This window comes from Rhodococcus sp. NS-SX18, from assembly GCF_057367935.1.
In genome coordinates, this window is the sequence record NZ_CM170633.1 from 3140196 (window position 1) to 3156188 (window position 15993).

General features: G+C 71.2%; 16 protein-coding genes and 1 riboswitch. Of the genes, 6 read left to right on the forward strand and 10 right to left on the reverse strand.

Features of this window, described 5'->3' with window-relative positions:
• Window positions 1-11: 11 nt before the first annotated feature.
• From AC2IPW_RS14440 to AC2IPW_RS14475, 8 genes are all read right to left on the reverse strand, one after another.
• Window positions 12-446 (reverse strand): hypothetical protein, encoded by a 435-nt coding sequence (locus tag AC2IPW_RS14440; protein ID WP_371382523.1) that lies wholly within the window; start codon window positions 444-446, stop codon window positions 12-14.
• Window positions 443-1663: an ArsA family ATPase gene (locus tag AC2IPW_RS14445; RefSeq protein WP_371382522.1), complete on the reverse strand. Its 1221-nt coding sequence runs from the start codon at window positions 1661-1663 to the stop codon at window positions 443-445. Before AC2IPW_RS14445 ends, AC2IPW_RS14440 begins: the two co-directional genes overlap by 4 nt.
• A gap of 32 nt (window positions 1664-1695) precedes the next feature.
• Complete coding sequence (locus AC2IPW_RS14450) at window positions 1696-2133, reverse strand: SRPBCC family protein (protein ID WP_003934131.1); 438 nt, start codon at window positions 2131-2133, stop codon at window positions 1696-1698.
• A gap of 123 nt (window positions 2134-2256) precedes the next feature.
• Window positions 2257-2655 (reverse strand): hypothetical protein, encoded by a 399-nt coding sequence (locus tag AC2IPW_RS14455; RefSeq protein WP_054373700.1) that lies wholly within the window; start codon window positions 2653-2655, stop codon window positions 2257-2259.
• Between the two features lie 74 nt (window positions 2656-2729).
• Window positions 2730-3857: a glycosyltransferase family 4 protein gene (locus AC2IPW_RS14460; protein ID WP_486375092.1), complete on the reverse strand. Its 1128-nt coding sequence runs from the start codon at window positions 3855-3857 to the stop codon at window positions 2730-2732.
• Between the two features lie 42 nt (window positions 3858-3899).
• Window positions 3900-5228 (reverse strand): gluzincin family metallopeptidase, encoded by a 1329-nt coding sequence (locus AC2IPW_RS14465; RefSeq protein ID WP_486375093.1) that lies wholly within the window; start codon window positions 5226-5228, stop codon window positions 3900-3902.
• Between the two features lie 55 nt (window positions 5229-5283).
• Window positions 5284-6327 (reverse strand): NlpC/P60 family protein, encoded by a 1044-nt coding sequence (locus AC2IPW_RS14470; RefSeq protein WP_486375094.1) that lies wholly within the window; start codon window positions 6325-6327, stop codon window positions 5284-5286.
• Between the two features lie 199 nt (window positions 6328-6526).
• Window positions 6527-7108: a C40 family peptidase gene (locus tag AC2IPW_RS14475; RefSeq protein ID WP_003934126.1), complete on the reverse strand. Its 582-nt coding sequence runs from the start codon at window positions 7106-7108 to the stop codon at window positions 6527-6529.
• Between the two features lie 14 nt (window positions 7109-7122).
• Window positions 7123-7290, reverse strand: a riboswitch (cyclic di-AMP (ydaO/yuaA leader).
• A gap of 489 nt (window positions 7291-7779) precedes the next feature.
• On the opposite strand from AC2IPW_RS14475, the gene AC2IPW_RS14480 reads away from it, so the two are divergent.
• Together AC2IPW_RS14480 and AC2IPW_RS14485 are read left to right on the forward strand one after the other, a co-directional pair.
• Window positions 7780-9555 (forward strand): DEDD exonuclease domain-containing protein, encoded by a 1776-nt coding sequence (locus AC2IPW_RS14480; RefSeq protein ID WP_450120310.1) that lies wholly within the window; start codon window positions 7780-7782, stop codon window positions 9553-9555.
• A gap of 42 nt (window positions 9556-9597) precedes the next feature.
• Window positions 9598-9873 carry an Lrp/AsnC family transcriptional regulator gene (locus tag AC2IPW_RS14485; RefSeq protein WP_486375095.1) on the forward strand — a complete coding sequence of 92 codons (276 nt, stop codon included), beginning with the start codon at window positions 9598-9600 and terminating at the stop codon, window positions 9871-9873.
• 79 nt (window positions 9874-9952) lie between these two features.
• Here the strand turns inward: AC2IPW_RS14485 and trpD are convergent, their stop codons facing one another.
• Together trpD and AC2IPW_RS14495 are read right to left on the reverse strand one after the other, a co-directional pair.
• A complete protein-coding gene (gene trpD / locus AC2IPW_RS14490) occupies window positions 9953-11026 on the reverse strand; it encodes an anthranilate phosphoribosyltransferase (protein WP_486375096.1) in 1074 nt (357 codons plus the stop codon).
• Between the two features lie 66 nt (window positions 11027-11092).
• On the reverse strand, window positions 11093-11539 hold the full coding sequence (locus AC2IPW_RS14495) for a hypothetical protein (RefSeq protein WP_052033882.1): 447 nt from the start codon (window positions 11537-11539) through the stop codon (window positions 11093-11095).
• 137 nt (window positions 11540-11676) lie between these two features.
• On the opposite strand from AC2IPW_RS14495, the gene ctaE reads away from it, so the two are divergent.
• The 4 genes from ctaE to qcrB all read left to right on the forward strand — a co-directional run bounded on the left by ctaE (window position 11677) and on the right by qcrB (window position 15991).
• The gene (gene ctaE, locus AC2IPW_RS14500) at window positions 11677-12288 is read left to right on the forward strand and encodes an aa3-type cytochrome oxidase subunit III (RefSeq protein ID WP_003934121.1); all 612 of its coding nucleotides are present in this window, start codon (window positions 11677-11679) and stop codon (window positions 12286-12288) included.
• A gap of 63 nt (window positions 12289-12351) precedes the next feature.
• Window positions 12352-13221: a cytochrome bc1 complex diheme cytochrome c subunit gene (gene qcrC, locus AC2IPW_RS14505; RefSeq protein ID WP_040780777.1), complete on the forward strand. Its 870-nt coding sequence runs from the start codon at window positions 12352-12354 to the stop codon at window positions 13219-13221.
• Window positions 13218-14345, forward strand: a complete 1128-nt coding sequence (gene qcrA, locus AC2IPW_RS14510; protein WP_003934118.1) for a cytochrome bc1 complex Rieske iron-sulfur subunit — start codon at window positions 13218-13220, stop codon at window positions 14343-14345. The genes qcrC and qcrA overlap by 4 nt, the downstream gene beginning before the upstream one ends.
• On the forward strand, window positions 14342-15991 hold the full coding sequence (gene qcrB / locus AC2IPW_RS14515; protein WP_040780775.1) for a cytochrome bc1 complex cytochrome b subunit: 1650 nt from the start codon (window positions 14342-14344) through the stop codon (window positions 15989-15991). The genes qcrA and qcrB overlap by 4 nt, the downstream gene beginning before the upstream one ends.
• Window positions 15992-15993: the final 2 nt, after the last annotated feature.

Sequence of the window (15993 nt, forward strand, 5' to 3'; positions counted from 1 at the left end):
CGCGGGTCCGATCAGCGTCGGATCGTGACCGAGATCGGCACGAACGTGCCGTTGCGGCCGGCCGGGGGCGGGTCCTGCGGACCGGGTGCGTCGGGGGCGGGGCCTCGGGGCGGAAGGTACCGGGCGAGCAGGTCCCGCAACAGCGCGATCAGGGCCGCGATCTGGGTCGCGAGCCGGGTGAGGAGCTCGTGCGGCTCACCTCGGACGGCGGCCGCCACGGCGCACAGCGGGCACCAGCTGCACGCACTCGCCGCCGAGGCGGACGCGTCCGTCGCGTGCCCGGTCGCCGCGTCGGGCGACACCGGCCGGGACGCCGCGTCGGGCTCCGGCGGCCGGGGGGACGACTCCGGCTCGGCGAATCGCTGCACCGTCTGCTCGAGCCGGTCGAGGACGGCGTCGGCCAGCGCCCGCAGTTCGGTGACGAGGACGTCGTGGTCGGCGCTCATTGCGGCCACACCGCGGGATCGGGACGGAACCGCACCAGCAGGTCCGATCCCTCGAACTCGGCGCCGGCGACCGTGCAGCGCCGCAGACCGGACGCGAGCCGCACCCGGCGGCGCATGCCGTCGGCACCGATCACCAGGTCGTCGTCGACCCGGCCGAGCGTCAGCGATGCCGCATCTGCCAGCGGCAGATGCATCCGCATCGTGTACACCGCATCCACCCCTGTCCCCGATTCACGCTGGACCCGCACCGGCCCGAGACCGGCATCCTCCCGCGCGAGCGGTGCTGCACCGTCCGGGTACAGCGACTCCGCGAGCGCCGCCAGAGAGGCCAACCCTACCGGTTCGGCACACCGCTGTTCGCACTCGACCACGGTGACGTCGCCGAGGGTCGCCGCGAGCTCGGCCACGATCCGGCGCTGTCCTTCGCGCTGCTCGGCGAGCCAGGCCGCGGCGGGTCCGGACTCGTCTGCCGGCAGGTCCGGGACGATCCGGTTGAGGATCACGCGTTCCAGCCGCAGCCCGGCCAGGGCCGTCCAGGACCGGAGACGTTGCGCTTCGGCGATGCCGAGCCGATCGGCGGTGGCGACGAGGTCGACTCGGGTGCGCGTGTGGTCGGCGAGCAGATCCTGCACGGTCGTGACGTGTTCGACGACGCGGTCGACGAGTGCCACGACCAGGGCGAGGCGCGGGTCGGCCCCGGTCGCCGCGACGATCCGGCTGTGCCGGGGCCAGATCCGCTCGATGTACTCCGAGACCGTCGCCGGCGCGGCGAGCATGCGGAAGGCGTCCGCGGACGCGGGCAGATCGACGAGCACCTCACCCCAGCGTCCCGAGTCGGCCAGGCGGGCCACCTCGCCGAGGGCGAGGATCTCCTGTGCGCCGGGCAGGCCGGTGAGTTCCTCGGCCGCGGGGATCCCGAACCGGTCACCGTGCCCGTGGGCACCGCCCGCGGCGGCGAGAGCGGTCAGGAGCGCGAAGCGCTGCTCGAGCAGCGCGAGCGAATCGATTTCCAGGGCGTCGAGACCGTCGGCGACCGGCACGATGCGGGCGTCGACGGACCCCGCCGACGCCGGATCGACCGTGAGGACGTCCGTCAGCGAGTGCGCCTGATCGAGCGAGACGACGAGGGTGGGAAGTCCGGAGCGAGCAGCCGCGAGGGCGGTGGCCGCCGCGAGGGTCGTCTTCCCGGCGCCGCCCTTGCCGACGAACAACCGCACGGCGGCGGGACCGGGCCGCCCGGCGTGCCCGCTCAGCCTTCCACCCGCTTCTTGAGTTCCTTCAGTGCGGTGTCGGTGATCACCTTCTCGGCTTTCCGTTTGAACAGTCCGATCATCGGGATGGTCAGGTCCACCGTCAGCTCGTAGTACACGGTGGTGCCGCCCTCCGGCGCTTCGGTGAGGATGTAGGAACCGAACTGGGCCTTCTGGATCTCCCCCGCGACGAGTTCCCAGCTGACCGACCGGCCGTCCGGAGCCCACTGGTAGACCAGCTCGTACGTGTCGCGCACCACGCCTGCGTCGAGCACGAACCGGACCCGCTCGGCGCGTCCTCCGGACTCGACGGCGAGCACTTCCACGGATTTCGCTGCCGAGACCCAGGTCGGGTACGCGTCGAAATCGGCGATCACGGCCATCACCCGATCGGACGGAGCATCGATGGTGATCGACCGTTTGGTCTTCTCGGCCATGCGACGAACGCTTCCTTTCCGTCTGTCCCCGTCGTCTACCGGATCGGCACACGCGGAAACCGCTGTCTATCACACCGTAGTAGTTCCGGTGCGGGCTCGTCGCCTGCACATACGGTCCGTCGATCAGGGGTGGGGGTCCTGTGGAGGTTCGCCGGCGGCGCGCCCGGCGTCGAGCCGCCGCTTGACGTCGAACGTCATGACCTTGCCGGCGACGCGGCGCCGATGATTCATGGCGGCGAGGTCCCACTCCCCCGCCTTCTCCGGCGGCATCCCGGCCGGTTCGCAGTGCAGGAAGTAGTGCACGATCGCGCCGTCGAGCATCGGCTCGAGCCAGACCTCCATCGTGCCGGTCAGCGCGCCGCCGACCGACCACCGGATGCCCTTCTCGGCTCGGTCCTCTCGGACCGTCAGGTCCAGGTCGGGCCACCACGACCGCCAGCGGCGGGGCTCGGCGATCTCGGCCGCGATCCGGCTCGGCGCCGCGGCGATGAAGGCCTGATCGGCCACCTGAATGCTGCTCACGGGGACAGCTTCACACACGCCCGGTCCCGGCTCTTCCAGGGGGTTGCGCGGGCCGCGGCCGGACGGCCGGTACGTCAGGCCAGCAGCCGCCGCAGCTTCTCTCCGAGTACTTCCCACCGCCATTCGGCGCCCACCCAGGCACGGCCGGCTGCGCCCATCGCCGCCGCGCGGTCGCGGTCGGCGAGGAGGTCGGCGACGGCGGCTGCCACCGCCGCGACCGAGGTGCCGTCCACGACGACACCGGTCTCTCCTTCCCGCACGGTCTCCGGCGCGCCGCCGGAGCGGCCCGCCACCACGGGCACCCCGGTGGCGGAGGCCTCGAGATAGACGATTCCGAGACCTTCGACGTCGAGGCCGGCGCCGCGCGTACGGCACGGCATCGCGAACACGTCCGCGATGGTGTGGTGGGCGGCGAGTTCGGCGGCCGGCACTCCTCCGGTGATCACGACGTGGTCCTCGACCCCGACGGAGCGGGCCAGTCTGCGGAGGCGGTCGTGGTACGGGCCCCCGCCGACGATCACGAGCACCGCCCCGTCGACGCGGCGCCGGATCTCGGGCAGCGCACGGATGAGCATGTCCTGGCCCTTGCGCGGCACGAGCCGGGACAGGCACAGCACGGTGGGGCGGTCCCCGAGGCGGTACCGGGCGCGCAGTTCCGCGCGAGCTGCGGGATCCGGCCGGAACACCTCGGTGTCCACGCCGGACGGCAGGTGCTCGAGACCGGCACCGGGACCGAACGCCGAGGCGAATCGACCGCGGGTGTACCGGCTGACGTAGGTGACGGCGTCGGTGGTGTCGCCGATGCGGCGCAGCGCCTGCCGTCCGGCGGGCACCATCGACCACCCGACCTCGTGCCCGTGGGTGCTGGCCACGATCCGGCGGGCGCCGGCGCGGCGCAACCCGGGGGCGAGCAGGGCCAACGGCGCCGCAGCGCCGAACCACACGGTCTCGCAGCCGCGGTCGGTCATGAGCTGGGCCGCCCGCCGCGCCACGGCGGGGGTCGGCAACATCAGGGTCGTGGGGTGGCGGACGACCTCGAAGGGTTGCCGGGCGTCGAACTTCACGTGACTGTCCCCGCGCCATCGCGGAGCATAGACGACGAGGTCGTCCGGCGGCACCTGGGCCGCGAACGCTTGCAGATAGGACTGGATCCCCCCGGGCCGGGGCGGAAAGTCGTTGGTGACCAGCAGCGTTCGGGGCATGCGCTCACCGTAGGCGGTGCTGCGGGCGGCCCCGGCAGCGGGTCAGCCGACGGGTGACGGCACCTGCGTTTCGAGCCGGCCCCGCCATCGGTCGACGAGCTGCTCCACGTCCACACCGAGCACGTCGCCGACGGCGGCGTCGAGTTCCCGGGGGTCGGCAGGCCCGGCGGCCAGCCGCCGGTACAGCGCGGTGAGCCGCTCGCTGCCGAACTCCTCGGCGACGAACGTCGCGATCGACCATGCGCTCTCGTACGCCAGGCGCGCGCCGTCGCCGGCGAAGTCGGCGTCCGCGGGCAGCGTGGTCGGCGCCCCGCGCTCGGCGACGACGGCGGCGAGGGTGGGCGCGATCGCGGCGAGATTGCCGCCGGTGCCGCGGTAGCCGACGTAGTCGGCATAGCCTTCGAGGATCCACAGCGGTGACCCGTCGACGGTGTCGGTGCGCGCCGCGACGTGGGTGAGTTCGTGACGCAGGATCGCCCGCAGGCCCGCCCGGTCCAGCCGCTGCTCCGCGGCGGGACTGAAGACGATGCGCTGACCGGTGGTCTCGCCCCGCTCGTGATCGACGGCGTCGGACACCGCGACAGCAGCGATGTCCGCGCCGTTGTAGCGGCTGCCGACCTGGGCGGTGAACTCGTCGTGCGAGGCGGTGACGAGCACGAGGGCGCGGCGGGGCCATCCGGTTCCCCACACGGCGTCCACGGCCTCGACGGCGGCGGCGAGTTCGGCGGCGATGTCGGCGACGAGGGACGAGTGCCCGGGATGGCCCACGACGAGGGACCGGCTCCCGGCTCCGGTGTCCACGGCCCGGACCTCGAGTGGGCCGTAGTCCCACGGCCCCCGCCAGGTGGTGGTTTCCGCGCCCGGCAGCGGGCGGTCGTCGACGAGGTGCCACTGCTCCCCCCGGCGGGCGAGGACCACCGTCACGGGCTTGCGCGTCGGTTCGTCGTCGATCCCTTCGACGGCGTAGCGCAGCAGGACGGTGAGGGCACGGGCCTCGTCGGCGCCGAGCCGGGCCGCCAGGTCGTCGGGGACGTCGGTGCCGAGGTCCGGACCGAGCTCGTAGGCGAAGTCCGCCAGCGGCAACGCGGCGAGGGCCTCCGCGCGGCGGACCTCCGCGTCGAGCAGTCCCGGGCGGGCGCGGGGATCCACGACGGTGGCGAGTACCGCCGGGTCGGCGGTGCGCACGGCCCGGGACCATGTGTCGAGCAGTTCCTGCACGGCCCGGTGCGAGCCCGGTTCCGCCGGGCCGTCGTCGGGCGTGAACGCGAGCGAGAGGCCGACGGCCAGGACCGCGACGACCAGTCCGGCGACGCCGAGCCGCTCCCACCGGCGGCTGCCAGGGGGGCGGGGCGACGAATCGGGCGCGGGCACGGCGGCCAGTGTAGGTCGCGCCCACGACGGCGCCGCGGGGGCGGCGCGGCGGACGTCAGTACCGGCGGGCGTTGTGGAACGGCATCCGGTCCATCGGGGCGACCTTGACCGGCACTCCGTAGGTGGAGGCGTGCAGGACGTTGCCGTTACCCGCGTACAGCCCCACGTGCGAGGCGTCGTCGTAGAAGGTCACGACGTCGCCGGGTCGGAGCTGATCGCGCGGGACGGGGGTGCCCCCCTGCGCCTGGGCCTGACTCGACCGCGGCAGGTCCTTGCCGATCTGCTTGTAGGCCCACACCACCAGACCGGAGCAGTCGAACTCGGAGGGACCGGCGGCACCCCAGCTGTACGGGCTGCCGATCCGGGTCATGCCGGCTTGCAGGGCACCGCTGCCGCTGCCGGGGGCCAGGCTCGACAGGATCTTCTCGGCATCGAATCCCGGGGGGAACGGGGTGCCGGCGAGGGTGGCCTTCTCCTCGGCGCTCAGGTCGGCGAACGCGGCGAGCACCTCGTCGATCCGGACCTCGAGTTCGCTCTGCTGCCGCTGCAGTTCGTCCCGCACGACCTGGGCCTGCTCGGCGGCGGCGCGCGCCTGGTCGGCCGAGCGCTGGGAGGCCAGCGCAGCCTCCGCGGCCGCGGCCGACGCGGTGCGGAATCCCGCGACCTGGTCGGCGGTCTGGTGGGCGATGACGTCGAGCGCCGCCATCTGGTCGAGCAGCTGCTGGGGCGACTCGCTGACCATCAGAGCGAACAACCGGTTGGTGCGGGCGCCGCGATAGTTGGCGACGGCGAGCTTGTCCACCGTGGGCCGGAAGACGGCGAGTTCCGCTTCCGCGGCGGCCAGCACCTCCCGGTCGCGCGTCAGAGCCGCGTCGGCGGCGCGCTGGGCCTCGACCTTCGCGTCGAGGTCGATTCCGGCGTTGTGCAGCGCCTCGGTGGTCTGCTCGGACTTGCGTGACAGCTCGGCCAGCCGCTCCAGTGCGGCGGTGGGGCTCTCCCCCACCGGGTCGGCGCCGGCTGGGGCGGCCACCGAGAACACCGCGAGGAGCACCCCGATCACCAGCGCCCGAAGCGACGGTTTCGTCCAGTCCACCACCACGGGACCAGGTCCTTTCGTTCGAGGTTGCGCACCCGTTACCCGAAAAATCTCGATCAGGTTACGGAAGGGTTCCGGGTCGTGTCTACCCGCCGGTAGCTCCGGCTGCGCCGGGTAGTGCGGCCCCGGAGCGCCAGCGGGGGCGGACCGGCGTCGACCGGTCCGCCCCCGCTGCACTGCGTGACAGTCGTGGAGTCGTCGCTCAGTAGCGGCGGGCCCCGTCGACCGGCATCGAGTTCATCGGAGCAATCTTCACGGGCTGACCCGAGGTCGACGCGTGGATGACGTTGCCGTTGCCGATGTAGATGCCGGAGTGGCCACCGCCGTAGAACGACACGACGTCGCCGGGCTGCAGGGCGGAGACGTCCACGGCCCGGCCGGCGGAGGCCTGGTCGTAACTGGTGCGCGGCAGGTTCAGACCGGCCTGCTTGTAGGCCCACTGCACCAGTCCGGAGCAGTCGAAGGCATCAGGACCGGCGGCGCCGTAGACGTAGGGGGCGCCGAGCTTGCTGTGGGCTGCGTCCACGGCGCGCTGGGCAACCGAGGTCACCGGCGCGCTGAAGGGCGCGGCCGGAGCCGGTGCGGCACCCTGCGGGGCCGGCGGGACGAGGTTGGTGACCTCCGGCGGAAGGGTCACGCCGGCCGGCAGGTCGAACGAGCCGACGCCGGGAATGGTGATCGGCTCCGCGAGGGCGGGACCGGCCGAGACGGTGACCGCACCGAGAGCGAGGGCACCGGCAACGACAGCGCGCCGGACGGTGCGCTTGGAAATCTGAGACGCCACGAGGGGTTTGCTCCATTTCTTCCGTTCGTCCGCCGACCGAGTTAGCTGACGGGTTCGGGCTGGGAAGATCAGCCCTACCCCTCGTTCCGCGGTGACGGTCGGAGGGGATTCACCCCAGAGGACAACGTGGGTCCCCGGCTCGGGCACCCGCTGTGGATGCGCCGATTAGGCGGTGACCGAGCGGCGTCTCCCCTCTGGTGGTTCGACATCCTCACCGCTTGGTCTCGAAAAGATTACGAAATCGCATCGGAGGATGTCGACCTTCGACGCTTCATCGGCCGCAGATTGACGGATATGCCCGATTCGGGCCGCACGACCCCGGCCGCGCGATCACGGAAACGTAACGGTCGGTTCGAGGGCGGCGGCCCCGGCGGCGGTGGCCGGCACGCCCCGGGGCCCGCCACCGGCCCGCTGACACGTCGTCGCAGGTCCCGCGGGCGATCTCCGCGGCGAGGACGCCTGCGACACCGCCCGTCGCGGCGACACGCCCCACCGTGCCACCCGGGCCGCTACCCCGTCGGGGCGGCGCCCACACCCACACGGGTGATCGACGATGTGATCCTCGTCTCGTCGAGCCGGGTCCGGGCCTCCGACCCTCTTTTTCCCTCCGGTTGGTGCCGGATCCCACTCCCCGCGGTGTCGGACCCGGCTCCTACCCTGACGACGTGACCGTGCCCCGACGACCCGACCCTGCCGTCGGGGTGCAGCTCGGGTTCGACGAACTGGACACGCCGTTGCGGGAGACGCTGTTCGTCGTCGTCGACCTCGAGACCACCGGCGGCAGCTCCACGGACGACGCCATCACGGAGATCGGCGCGGTCAAGATCCGCGGCGGTGAAGTACTCGGTGAGTTCGCCACGCTCGTCGACCCGGGCCGGTCGATCCCGCCGAACATCGTCCAGCTCACCGGCATCACCACCGCCATGGTGTGTTCCGCGCCCCGGATCGAGCAGGTCCTGCCGTCGTTCCTCGAGTTCGCCGCAGGGGCCGTGCTCGTCGCGCACAACGCGGGCTTCGACGTCGGCTTCCTGCGGGCCGCGGCGTCCCGCACCGAAGTCGCGTGGCCACGGTTCACGGTGCTGTGCACGGTCAAGCTCGCGCGCCGCGTGCTCGGCCGGGACGAGGCCCCGTCCGTGCGACTGTCCGCCCTCGCCGAGTTGTTCCGCGTGTCCACCACGCCCACGCACCGCGCGCTCGACGACGCCCGGGCCACCGTCGACGTCCTGCACGCGCTCATCGAGCGCGTCGGGAACCAGGGTGTCCACAGCCTCACCGAACTGCGGGACTACCTGCCGGCGGTCACCGCGGAGCAACGCGCCAAGCGGTCCCTCGCGGCACACCTGCCGCGACGGCCCGGCGTGTACCTGTTCCGCGGGCCCTCCGACGAGGTGCTGTACATCGGTACGGCCGTGGACCTCCGCCGCCGCGTGCGCAACTACTTCACCGGTTCCGAGACCCGGCCCCGGTTGAAGGAGATGGTGGCGCTCACCACCCGGATCGACCACGTCGAATGCGCCCATGCACTCGAGGCCGGGGTGCGGGAGCTGAGACTGCTGGCCGCGCACGCTCCGCCCTACAACCGCCGCTCCAAGTTCCCCGCGCGGGGCTGGTGGATCACCCTCACCGACGAGGCGTTCCCCCGGCTGTCCGTCGTGCGGACGCCCGCCGCGGCTCCACCGCATCCGGTCGGCGGCCCCACGGTCGACGCCGTCGGTCCGTTCTCCTCGCGGGCCGACGCCGTCGCCGTGGCCACGACCGTCGCCGAGTTCTGCCACCTGCGGACCTGCACCCGCCGCATCCCCCGCACGAAGCGACACGGCGAGCACTGCCCGCCGGACGCCGTCGGAGCCTGCGCCGCGGCAGCCGCCGGACTGCAGACCCCCGCCGAGTACGCACGGCAAGTGGACCTCGCCCGCGCCCTGCTCCGCGGAGAGGACGACGAGCCGCTGCATCGGATGCGCCGACGCATCGAACACCTCGGCGCCGCCGAACTGTTCGAGAGCGCGGCCAGGTTGCGCGACCGCACGGCCGACGCCGTGCTCGCACTGCGCCGGACGCAGCGCCTGGCCGCTCTCGCGGCGGTGGACGAGCTGATCGCTGCCCGCCGGCGGGCAGAGGGCGGCTGGGAGTTCGCGGTGATCCGGGCGGGCCGGCTCGCGGGGGCGGGAGTCGCTCCACGCGGCGTCCCGCCGATGCCCGTGGTCGACGCGATCGTCGCGGCAGCCGAGACGGTGCGACCGACGACCGCCCCGCTGCGGGGTGCACTCGTCGAGGAACTCGGACTACTGGTCCGCTGGCTCCACGACGACGGCGTCCGCATCGTCCGAACCACCCAGGGCTGGTCGGAGCCGCTCCGCGGCGCCGGCGCCTGGGCGCAATGGGGCGAACGCGCCCGGACGGCACGTGCCGGGGCCGAACCGGTCCCCGTCGCGCACCCCCTACGCTGAGTGCTCGCCCGCACGTCCGTTCCCGGCAGTCGAGGAGAGCCCATGATCCACGCCATCGTCCTGATCCACGCCGACGCCCACCGGATTCCGGAGACCGCTCAGGCGGTCGCCGATCTGGACGGTGTCGACAAGGTGTACTCGTGCGCCGGTGACATCGACCTGATCGCGTTGCTGCGGGTGCGGGACCACGAGGAGATCGCCGAGGTCGTCACCCGCGGGATCAACAAGCTCGAGGGCGTGGCCAAGACGGCGACGCACATCGCCTTCCAGTCGTACTCGAGCGCCGATGTCGAGGCCGGGTTCTCGATCGGAGAATAGGACGGAGCCCCGCCCGTCCCGCGTTCACCTCGCGCCGGCGAGCCGGGTGGTCACCGCGATCCGGCGGCGAGCCGGGTGGTCACCGCGATCCGGCGACGAGCCGGGTGGTCACTTCGGCCCAGCGGGCAAGGACCGCCGCCGCAGCGCCCGAGTCCAGCGCCTCGGCGGCCGTCTGCATCCCCGCTGCCAGGGCACTGGCGAGCGACCCTTCGAACCCCCGGAAGGCGGCGATCGCCCCGGCGGCGTTGAGCAGGACCGCGTCGCGCACCGGCCCGTGCTCGCCGGCGAGGACCGCCCGCGCGATCGCGGCATTGTCGGCGGCGTCGCCGCCGCGCAGCGCTTCGAGCGGCACCCGGGCGACGCCCAGGTCGGTGGGGTCGAGGCTCACGGTGCTCACGTTGCCGTCCCGGACGACGTACACCGTCGACGTCGTGGACGTGGTCAGTTCGTCCAGGCCGTCGTCCCCCCGCACGACGAGAGCCGAGTTGCCCCGCTCGGCGAGGACCCCGGCGACGGTGCCGATCAGCTCCGGGAACGCGCATCCGATCAGCCCGGCGCGGGGCCGGGCCGGGTTGGTCAACGGCCCGAGCACGTTGAACACCGTGGGAATTCCGATCTGCTTGCGCGGGGCGGCCGCGAACCGGAGCGCGGGGTGGTAGACGGGTGCGAAACAGAACCCGATACCGGCCTCGGCGACCGACGCCGCGACGGCCTCGGGACCGAGATCGATGTGCACGCCCAGCGCTTCGAGCACGTCCGCGCCGCCGCTCTTCGACGACGCCGCCCGGTTGCCGTGCTTGACGACCCGGATCCCGCACGCAGCCACCACCAGCGACGCCATGGTGGAGATGTTGACCGTGTTCGCCCGGTCCCCTCCGGTGCCCACGATGTCGACGACGTCGTCGTCCACCGGCACCAGGCGCGCATGGGCGAGCATCGAGTCGGCGAGGCCGAGCAGTTCCTCGGGGGTCTCCCCCTTCATCTTCAGCGCGACGCCGAAGGCGGCTATCTGCGCGGCCGTGGCGTTGTCGGACATGATCTCGTCCATCGCCCACTGGGCCTCCGCCCGGGCGAGGTCGCGTCCGGCGGTGAGCGCACCGAGGACCGCCGGCCAGCTCCGGGCCACCGCATCCGCCTGTAGTCCAGCGTTCATCGCACCTGCCCTCGCCGCATCTCGCTCCTTGTGTCCGACGCCGTCGTCGGCGGCGCACGGAGGAGCTTAGTCAGCGCCCGTCGCCGGCTGCAGGGCGTCCCACCCCAGCGCGGTGCCGCCGAGGCGCTGGGCGAGAGAGGCCATCCGTGACCGTTCCTGCGAACAGTGCAGCGCATCGAGGACCTGCACCCGCTGCAGCAGGACGGCCTCGAGGCCGGTCCCGGCCGGGTGCGCGGGCTGGGCGGGGGCGTACCCGTCCTGTGCACACAGGGCGATCGCCTGCTCCACCGAATCCGCCGGCAGTTCGAGGTGATGGCGCAGCACGGCCTCCGCCTCCGGGGACCACCCCGGTTCCGCCGCCGAGCCCCGCTCGAGGGCGGTCGAACAGGCCTCGACGTCGTCGAAGGACGAGACCACCACCACCAGGTCCGGCCGCGCCGGATCGAGCGGCTCCGGACGCTTGCGTGAGAACACCCGGAGGACTCGGCTCCAGACCCCTGCACCACTGCTCATCGCACCACGATCCCATGCTCGGCGACGGGGCGCGACGACCCCCCGAAACGGGGACTCACAGGCCGGTCACCAGCAAAGACGCGCCGATTTCAGCCCCGAGTGTCCAAGAGTTACTACGAACAGTCATACTTGCGAACGTGACGAGCGCAGTAGGGACTTCAGGAACTGCAATCACCCAGCGCGTGCACTCGCTGAACCGGCCCAATCTGGTCAGCGTCGGCACCATCGTGTGGTTGTCCAGTGAGCTCATGTTTTTCGCAGGGCTCTTCGCCATGTACTTCGTGGCCCGGGCGCAGGCCGACGGCAACTGGCCGCCGGAGCCTGTGCATCTCAATCTGGCGCTGGCGGTGCCGGTCACCCTCGTGCTGATCGCCTCCTCCTTCACCTGCCAGATGGGTGTGTTCGCCGCCGAACGCGGCGACGTGTTCGGCCTCCGCCGGTGGTACATCATCACCCTGCTCATGGGCACGTTCTTCGTGCTCGGCCAGGGCTTCGAGTACAGCCAGCTGGTCGCGGAAGGCGTGACGATCTCGAGCATGGTCTGGGGGTCGGTCTTCTACATCACGACCGGATTCCACGGCCTCCACGTCATCGGCGGTCTCATCGCCTTCGTGTTCCTCCTCGTACGCACGAGGGTCAGCAAGTTCACGCCGGCGCAGGCCACCGCAGCGATCGTCGTCTCCTACTACTGGCACTTCGTCGACATCGTGTGGATTGCGCTGTTTGCCACGATTTATTTCATCCGTTAGCCAGCTGAACGCCCAGGCAGCCCCCTGACGTCCAGTCCGTCCCGACATACCAAAGGGATACAGATGAGTTCATCCCCACCTCTCGCTTCCGAGGGTGACATGCCCGGTCAGTCCGCGGCCGCGTCCGCCAAGTCCCGCCGTCAGCGCAAGCTGCGCCGCCGCGTCACCGGTGCGCTGGTGCTCGCCCTCGGCCTGCTCAGCGCGGGCTTCCTCGCCTCCGCGCTGACCCCCGCGCCGCAGGTGGCGACGGCGAACGAGGACCAGTCGGCACTGATCCGCGAAGGCAAGCAGCTCTACGAGACCTCCTGCGTCACGTGCCACGGCGCCAACCTGCAGGGTGTGCAGGACCGCGGCCCGAGCCTGATCGGTGTCGGCGAGGCAGCCGTGTACTTCCAGGTCTCCACCGGCCGCATGCCGATGATGCGCAACGAGGCCCAGGCCCTGCGCAAGACGCCGAAGTTCGACGCGGCCCAGACGGACGCCCTCGGCGCCTACATCCAGGCCAACGGTGGCGGCCCCACGCTCATCCGCGACGAGAACGGTGAGATCGCGCAGTCCTCGCTGCGCGGCGACGACATCGCGCGCGGCAGCGAACTGTTCCGCCAGAACTGCGCCTCGTGCCACAACTTCACCGGCCGGGGTGGCGCACTGTCGTCCGGCAAGTTCGCGCCCGTCCTCGACCCGGCGAACGAGCAGCAGATCTACACCGCGATGCTGACCGGTCCGCAGAACATGCCCAAGTTCTCCGATCGTCAGCTCACGCTGGAGGAGAAGCAGGACATCATCGCCTACGTCAAGGCGTCCAGCGAGACGCAGAGCCCCGGCGGATACGGCCTGGGCGGCTTCGGCCCCGCCTCCGAGGGCCCGACGATGTGGGTGGTCGGGATCGTCGCCGTCGTGGGTGCGGCACTGTGGATCGGAGCAAGGTCATGAGTGGCGGCGAAACGCCGAACAAGCACACGGTCGAGAATCTCGATCAGATGAGCCGCGACGATCTCGTCGCGCTCGGCACCAACCTCGACGGCGTGGACGTGGCGTTCCGGAAGGACCGCTGGCCCGTCGGGGGTACCCGCGCCGAGAAGCGCGCGGAACGCAACGTCGCCTTCTGGTTCGGGCTGGCGGGTGTGTCGGCTCTCGCGTTCATCGCGGTGTTCATCTTCTGGCCGTGGGAGTACCAGGGCCCCGGGGAGGACAACTACTCGCTGTACAACCTGTACACGCCGCTGCTCGGCCTGACCCTGGGTCTGGCCATCCTCGGCGTCGGCGTCGGCGCGGTGCAGTTCACCAAGAAGTTCATCCCGGAAGAGGTGTCGATCCAGGATCGGCACGACGGCGTCTCCTCGGAGGTCGATCGGCGCACGATCGTCGCGGAGCTCTCGGACTCGCTGGACACTTCCACGCTGCCGCGTCGCAAGCTGATCAAGCGCACCGCGCTGTTCGGTGGCGGCGCCCTCGGCCTCGGCCTGATCATGCCGCTCGGCGGCCTGATCAAGAACCCCTGGGCCGAAGGTGACGACTCCCCGCTGTGGGTCTCGGGCTGGACGCCCCGGTACCCGGGCGAGACGATCTACCTGCGCCGCGACACCGGCCGCGTGAACGACATCGTCCTGGTCCGCCCGGAGGACCTCGACGCCGGCGGCATGGAGACCGTGTTCCCCTTCCGCGAGTCCGATCGCGGTGACGAGCACGCCCTCCTCGAGGGCCTGCGCGGCATCCGCAATGCCGTCATGCTGATCCGCCTGCGCACCGAGGACACCGCGAAGGCGATCAAGCGCAAGGGCCAGGAGAGCTTCAACTACGGCGACTACTTCGCCTACTCGAAGATCTGCACCCACCTGGGCTGCCCGACCTCGCTGTACGAACAGCAGACCAACCGCATCCTGTGCCCCTGCCACCAGTCGCAGTTCAATGCTCTGGAGTACGGCAAGCCCCTGTTCGGTCCTGCTGCTCGCGCTTTGCCGCAGCTGCCTATTACAGTGAACGAAGAGGGCTTCCTCGTCGCCAACGGCGACTTCATCGAGGCTCTCGGTCCGGCATTTTGGGAGCGTCGCCCGTGAGTACTGCAACACCGTCCCGCGCCGCCCACGCGGCGGAGAACATCGACTCGCGCTATCACCCGGCGGCCGGGCTGCGGCGTCAGATCAACAAGGTGTTCCCCACCCACTGGTCCTTCCTCCTGGGTGAGATCGCCCTGTACAGCTTCGTGATCCTGCTGATCTCGGGCGTGTACCTGACGCTGTTCTTCGATCCGTCCCTCGCGCACGTCGTCTACGACGGCGCCTACACCCCGCTGCGCGGCGTCACCATGTCGCGCGCGTACGAGACGACCCTGGACATCTCGTTCGAGGTGCGCGGCGGTCTGTTCGTCCGGCAGATCCACCACTGGGCTGCGCTGATGTTCGCCGCGTCGATCATCGTGCACCTGCTGCGCGTGTTCTTCACCGGTGCGTTCCGCCGTCCGCGCGAGGCGAACTGGGTGATCGGCTCGCTGCTGCTGATCCTCGCGATGTTCGAGGGCTTCTTCGGCTACTCGCTGCCCGACGACCTGCTCTCCGGCACCGGCCTTCGCGCCGCACTGTCCGGCATCACCATCAGCATCCCGGTGATCGGCACGTGGATGCACTGGCTGATCTTCGGCGGCGACTTCCCGGGCATGCTCATCATCCCGCGCCTGTACGTTGCGCACGTCCTGCTGCTTCCGGGCATCATCCTCGCCCTGATCGCAGCCCACCTGGCGCTCGTCTGGTACCAGAAGCACACGCAGTTCCCCGGCCCCGGCCGGACCGAGCAGAACGTCGTCGGTGTCCGGATCCTGCCGGTGTTCGCCGTCAAGTCCGGCGCGTTCTTCGCCATCACCTTCGCGGTGCTGGCCCTGATGAGCGGTCTGCTCCAGATCAACCCGGTCTGGAACATCGGCCCGTACAACCCGTCGCAGGTGTCGGCCGGCTCGCAGCCCGACATCTACATGATGTGGACGGACGGCCTTGCCCGGATCTGGCCGGCCTGGGAGATCTACCTGTTCGGCCGGTACACGATCCCCGCGGTGTTCTGGATCGCGGTGATCATGGGCCTGGTCTTCGCGGTGCTGATCGCCTACCCGTGGATCGAGAAGAAGTTCACCAAGGACGACGCGCACCACAACCTGCTGCAGCGTCCGCGGGACGTCCCGGTCCGGACCGCGATCGGCGCGATGGCCCTGACCTTCTACGCCATCGCGACCATCATGTGCATCAACGACATCATCGCCTACAAGTTCGACATCTCGTTGAACGCGATGACGTGGATCGGCCGCATCGGCATCCTGCTCGGCCCGCCGCTCGCCTACTACCTGACCTACCGGTTCTGCCTGGGCCTGCAGCGCAGCGACCGTCAGGTGCTCGAGCACGGCATCGAGACGGGCATCGTCCGTCGCCTGCCGCACGGCGAGTACATCGAGATCCACCAGCCGCTCGGCCCGGTGGACGAGCACGGACATCCGATCCCGCTCGAGTACCAGGGTGCTCCGGTGCCCAAGCGCATGAACAAGCTCGGCACCGCCGGCAAGCCCGGCGCGGGCAGCTGGTGGAGCGCGGACCCGGCCGAGGAGGCCACCGCCCTCGAGGCCGCGCACCACGAGGCGGAGGTCGAGCAGCGCGCCATCCTGAGCGAGTACCAGGAGCGCGTCCACGGCACGCCGACGGACGGTGACGGCCGGGCGCACTGACG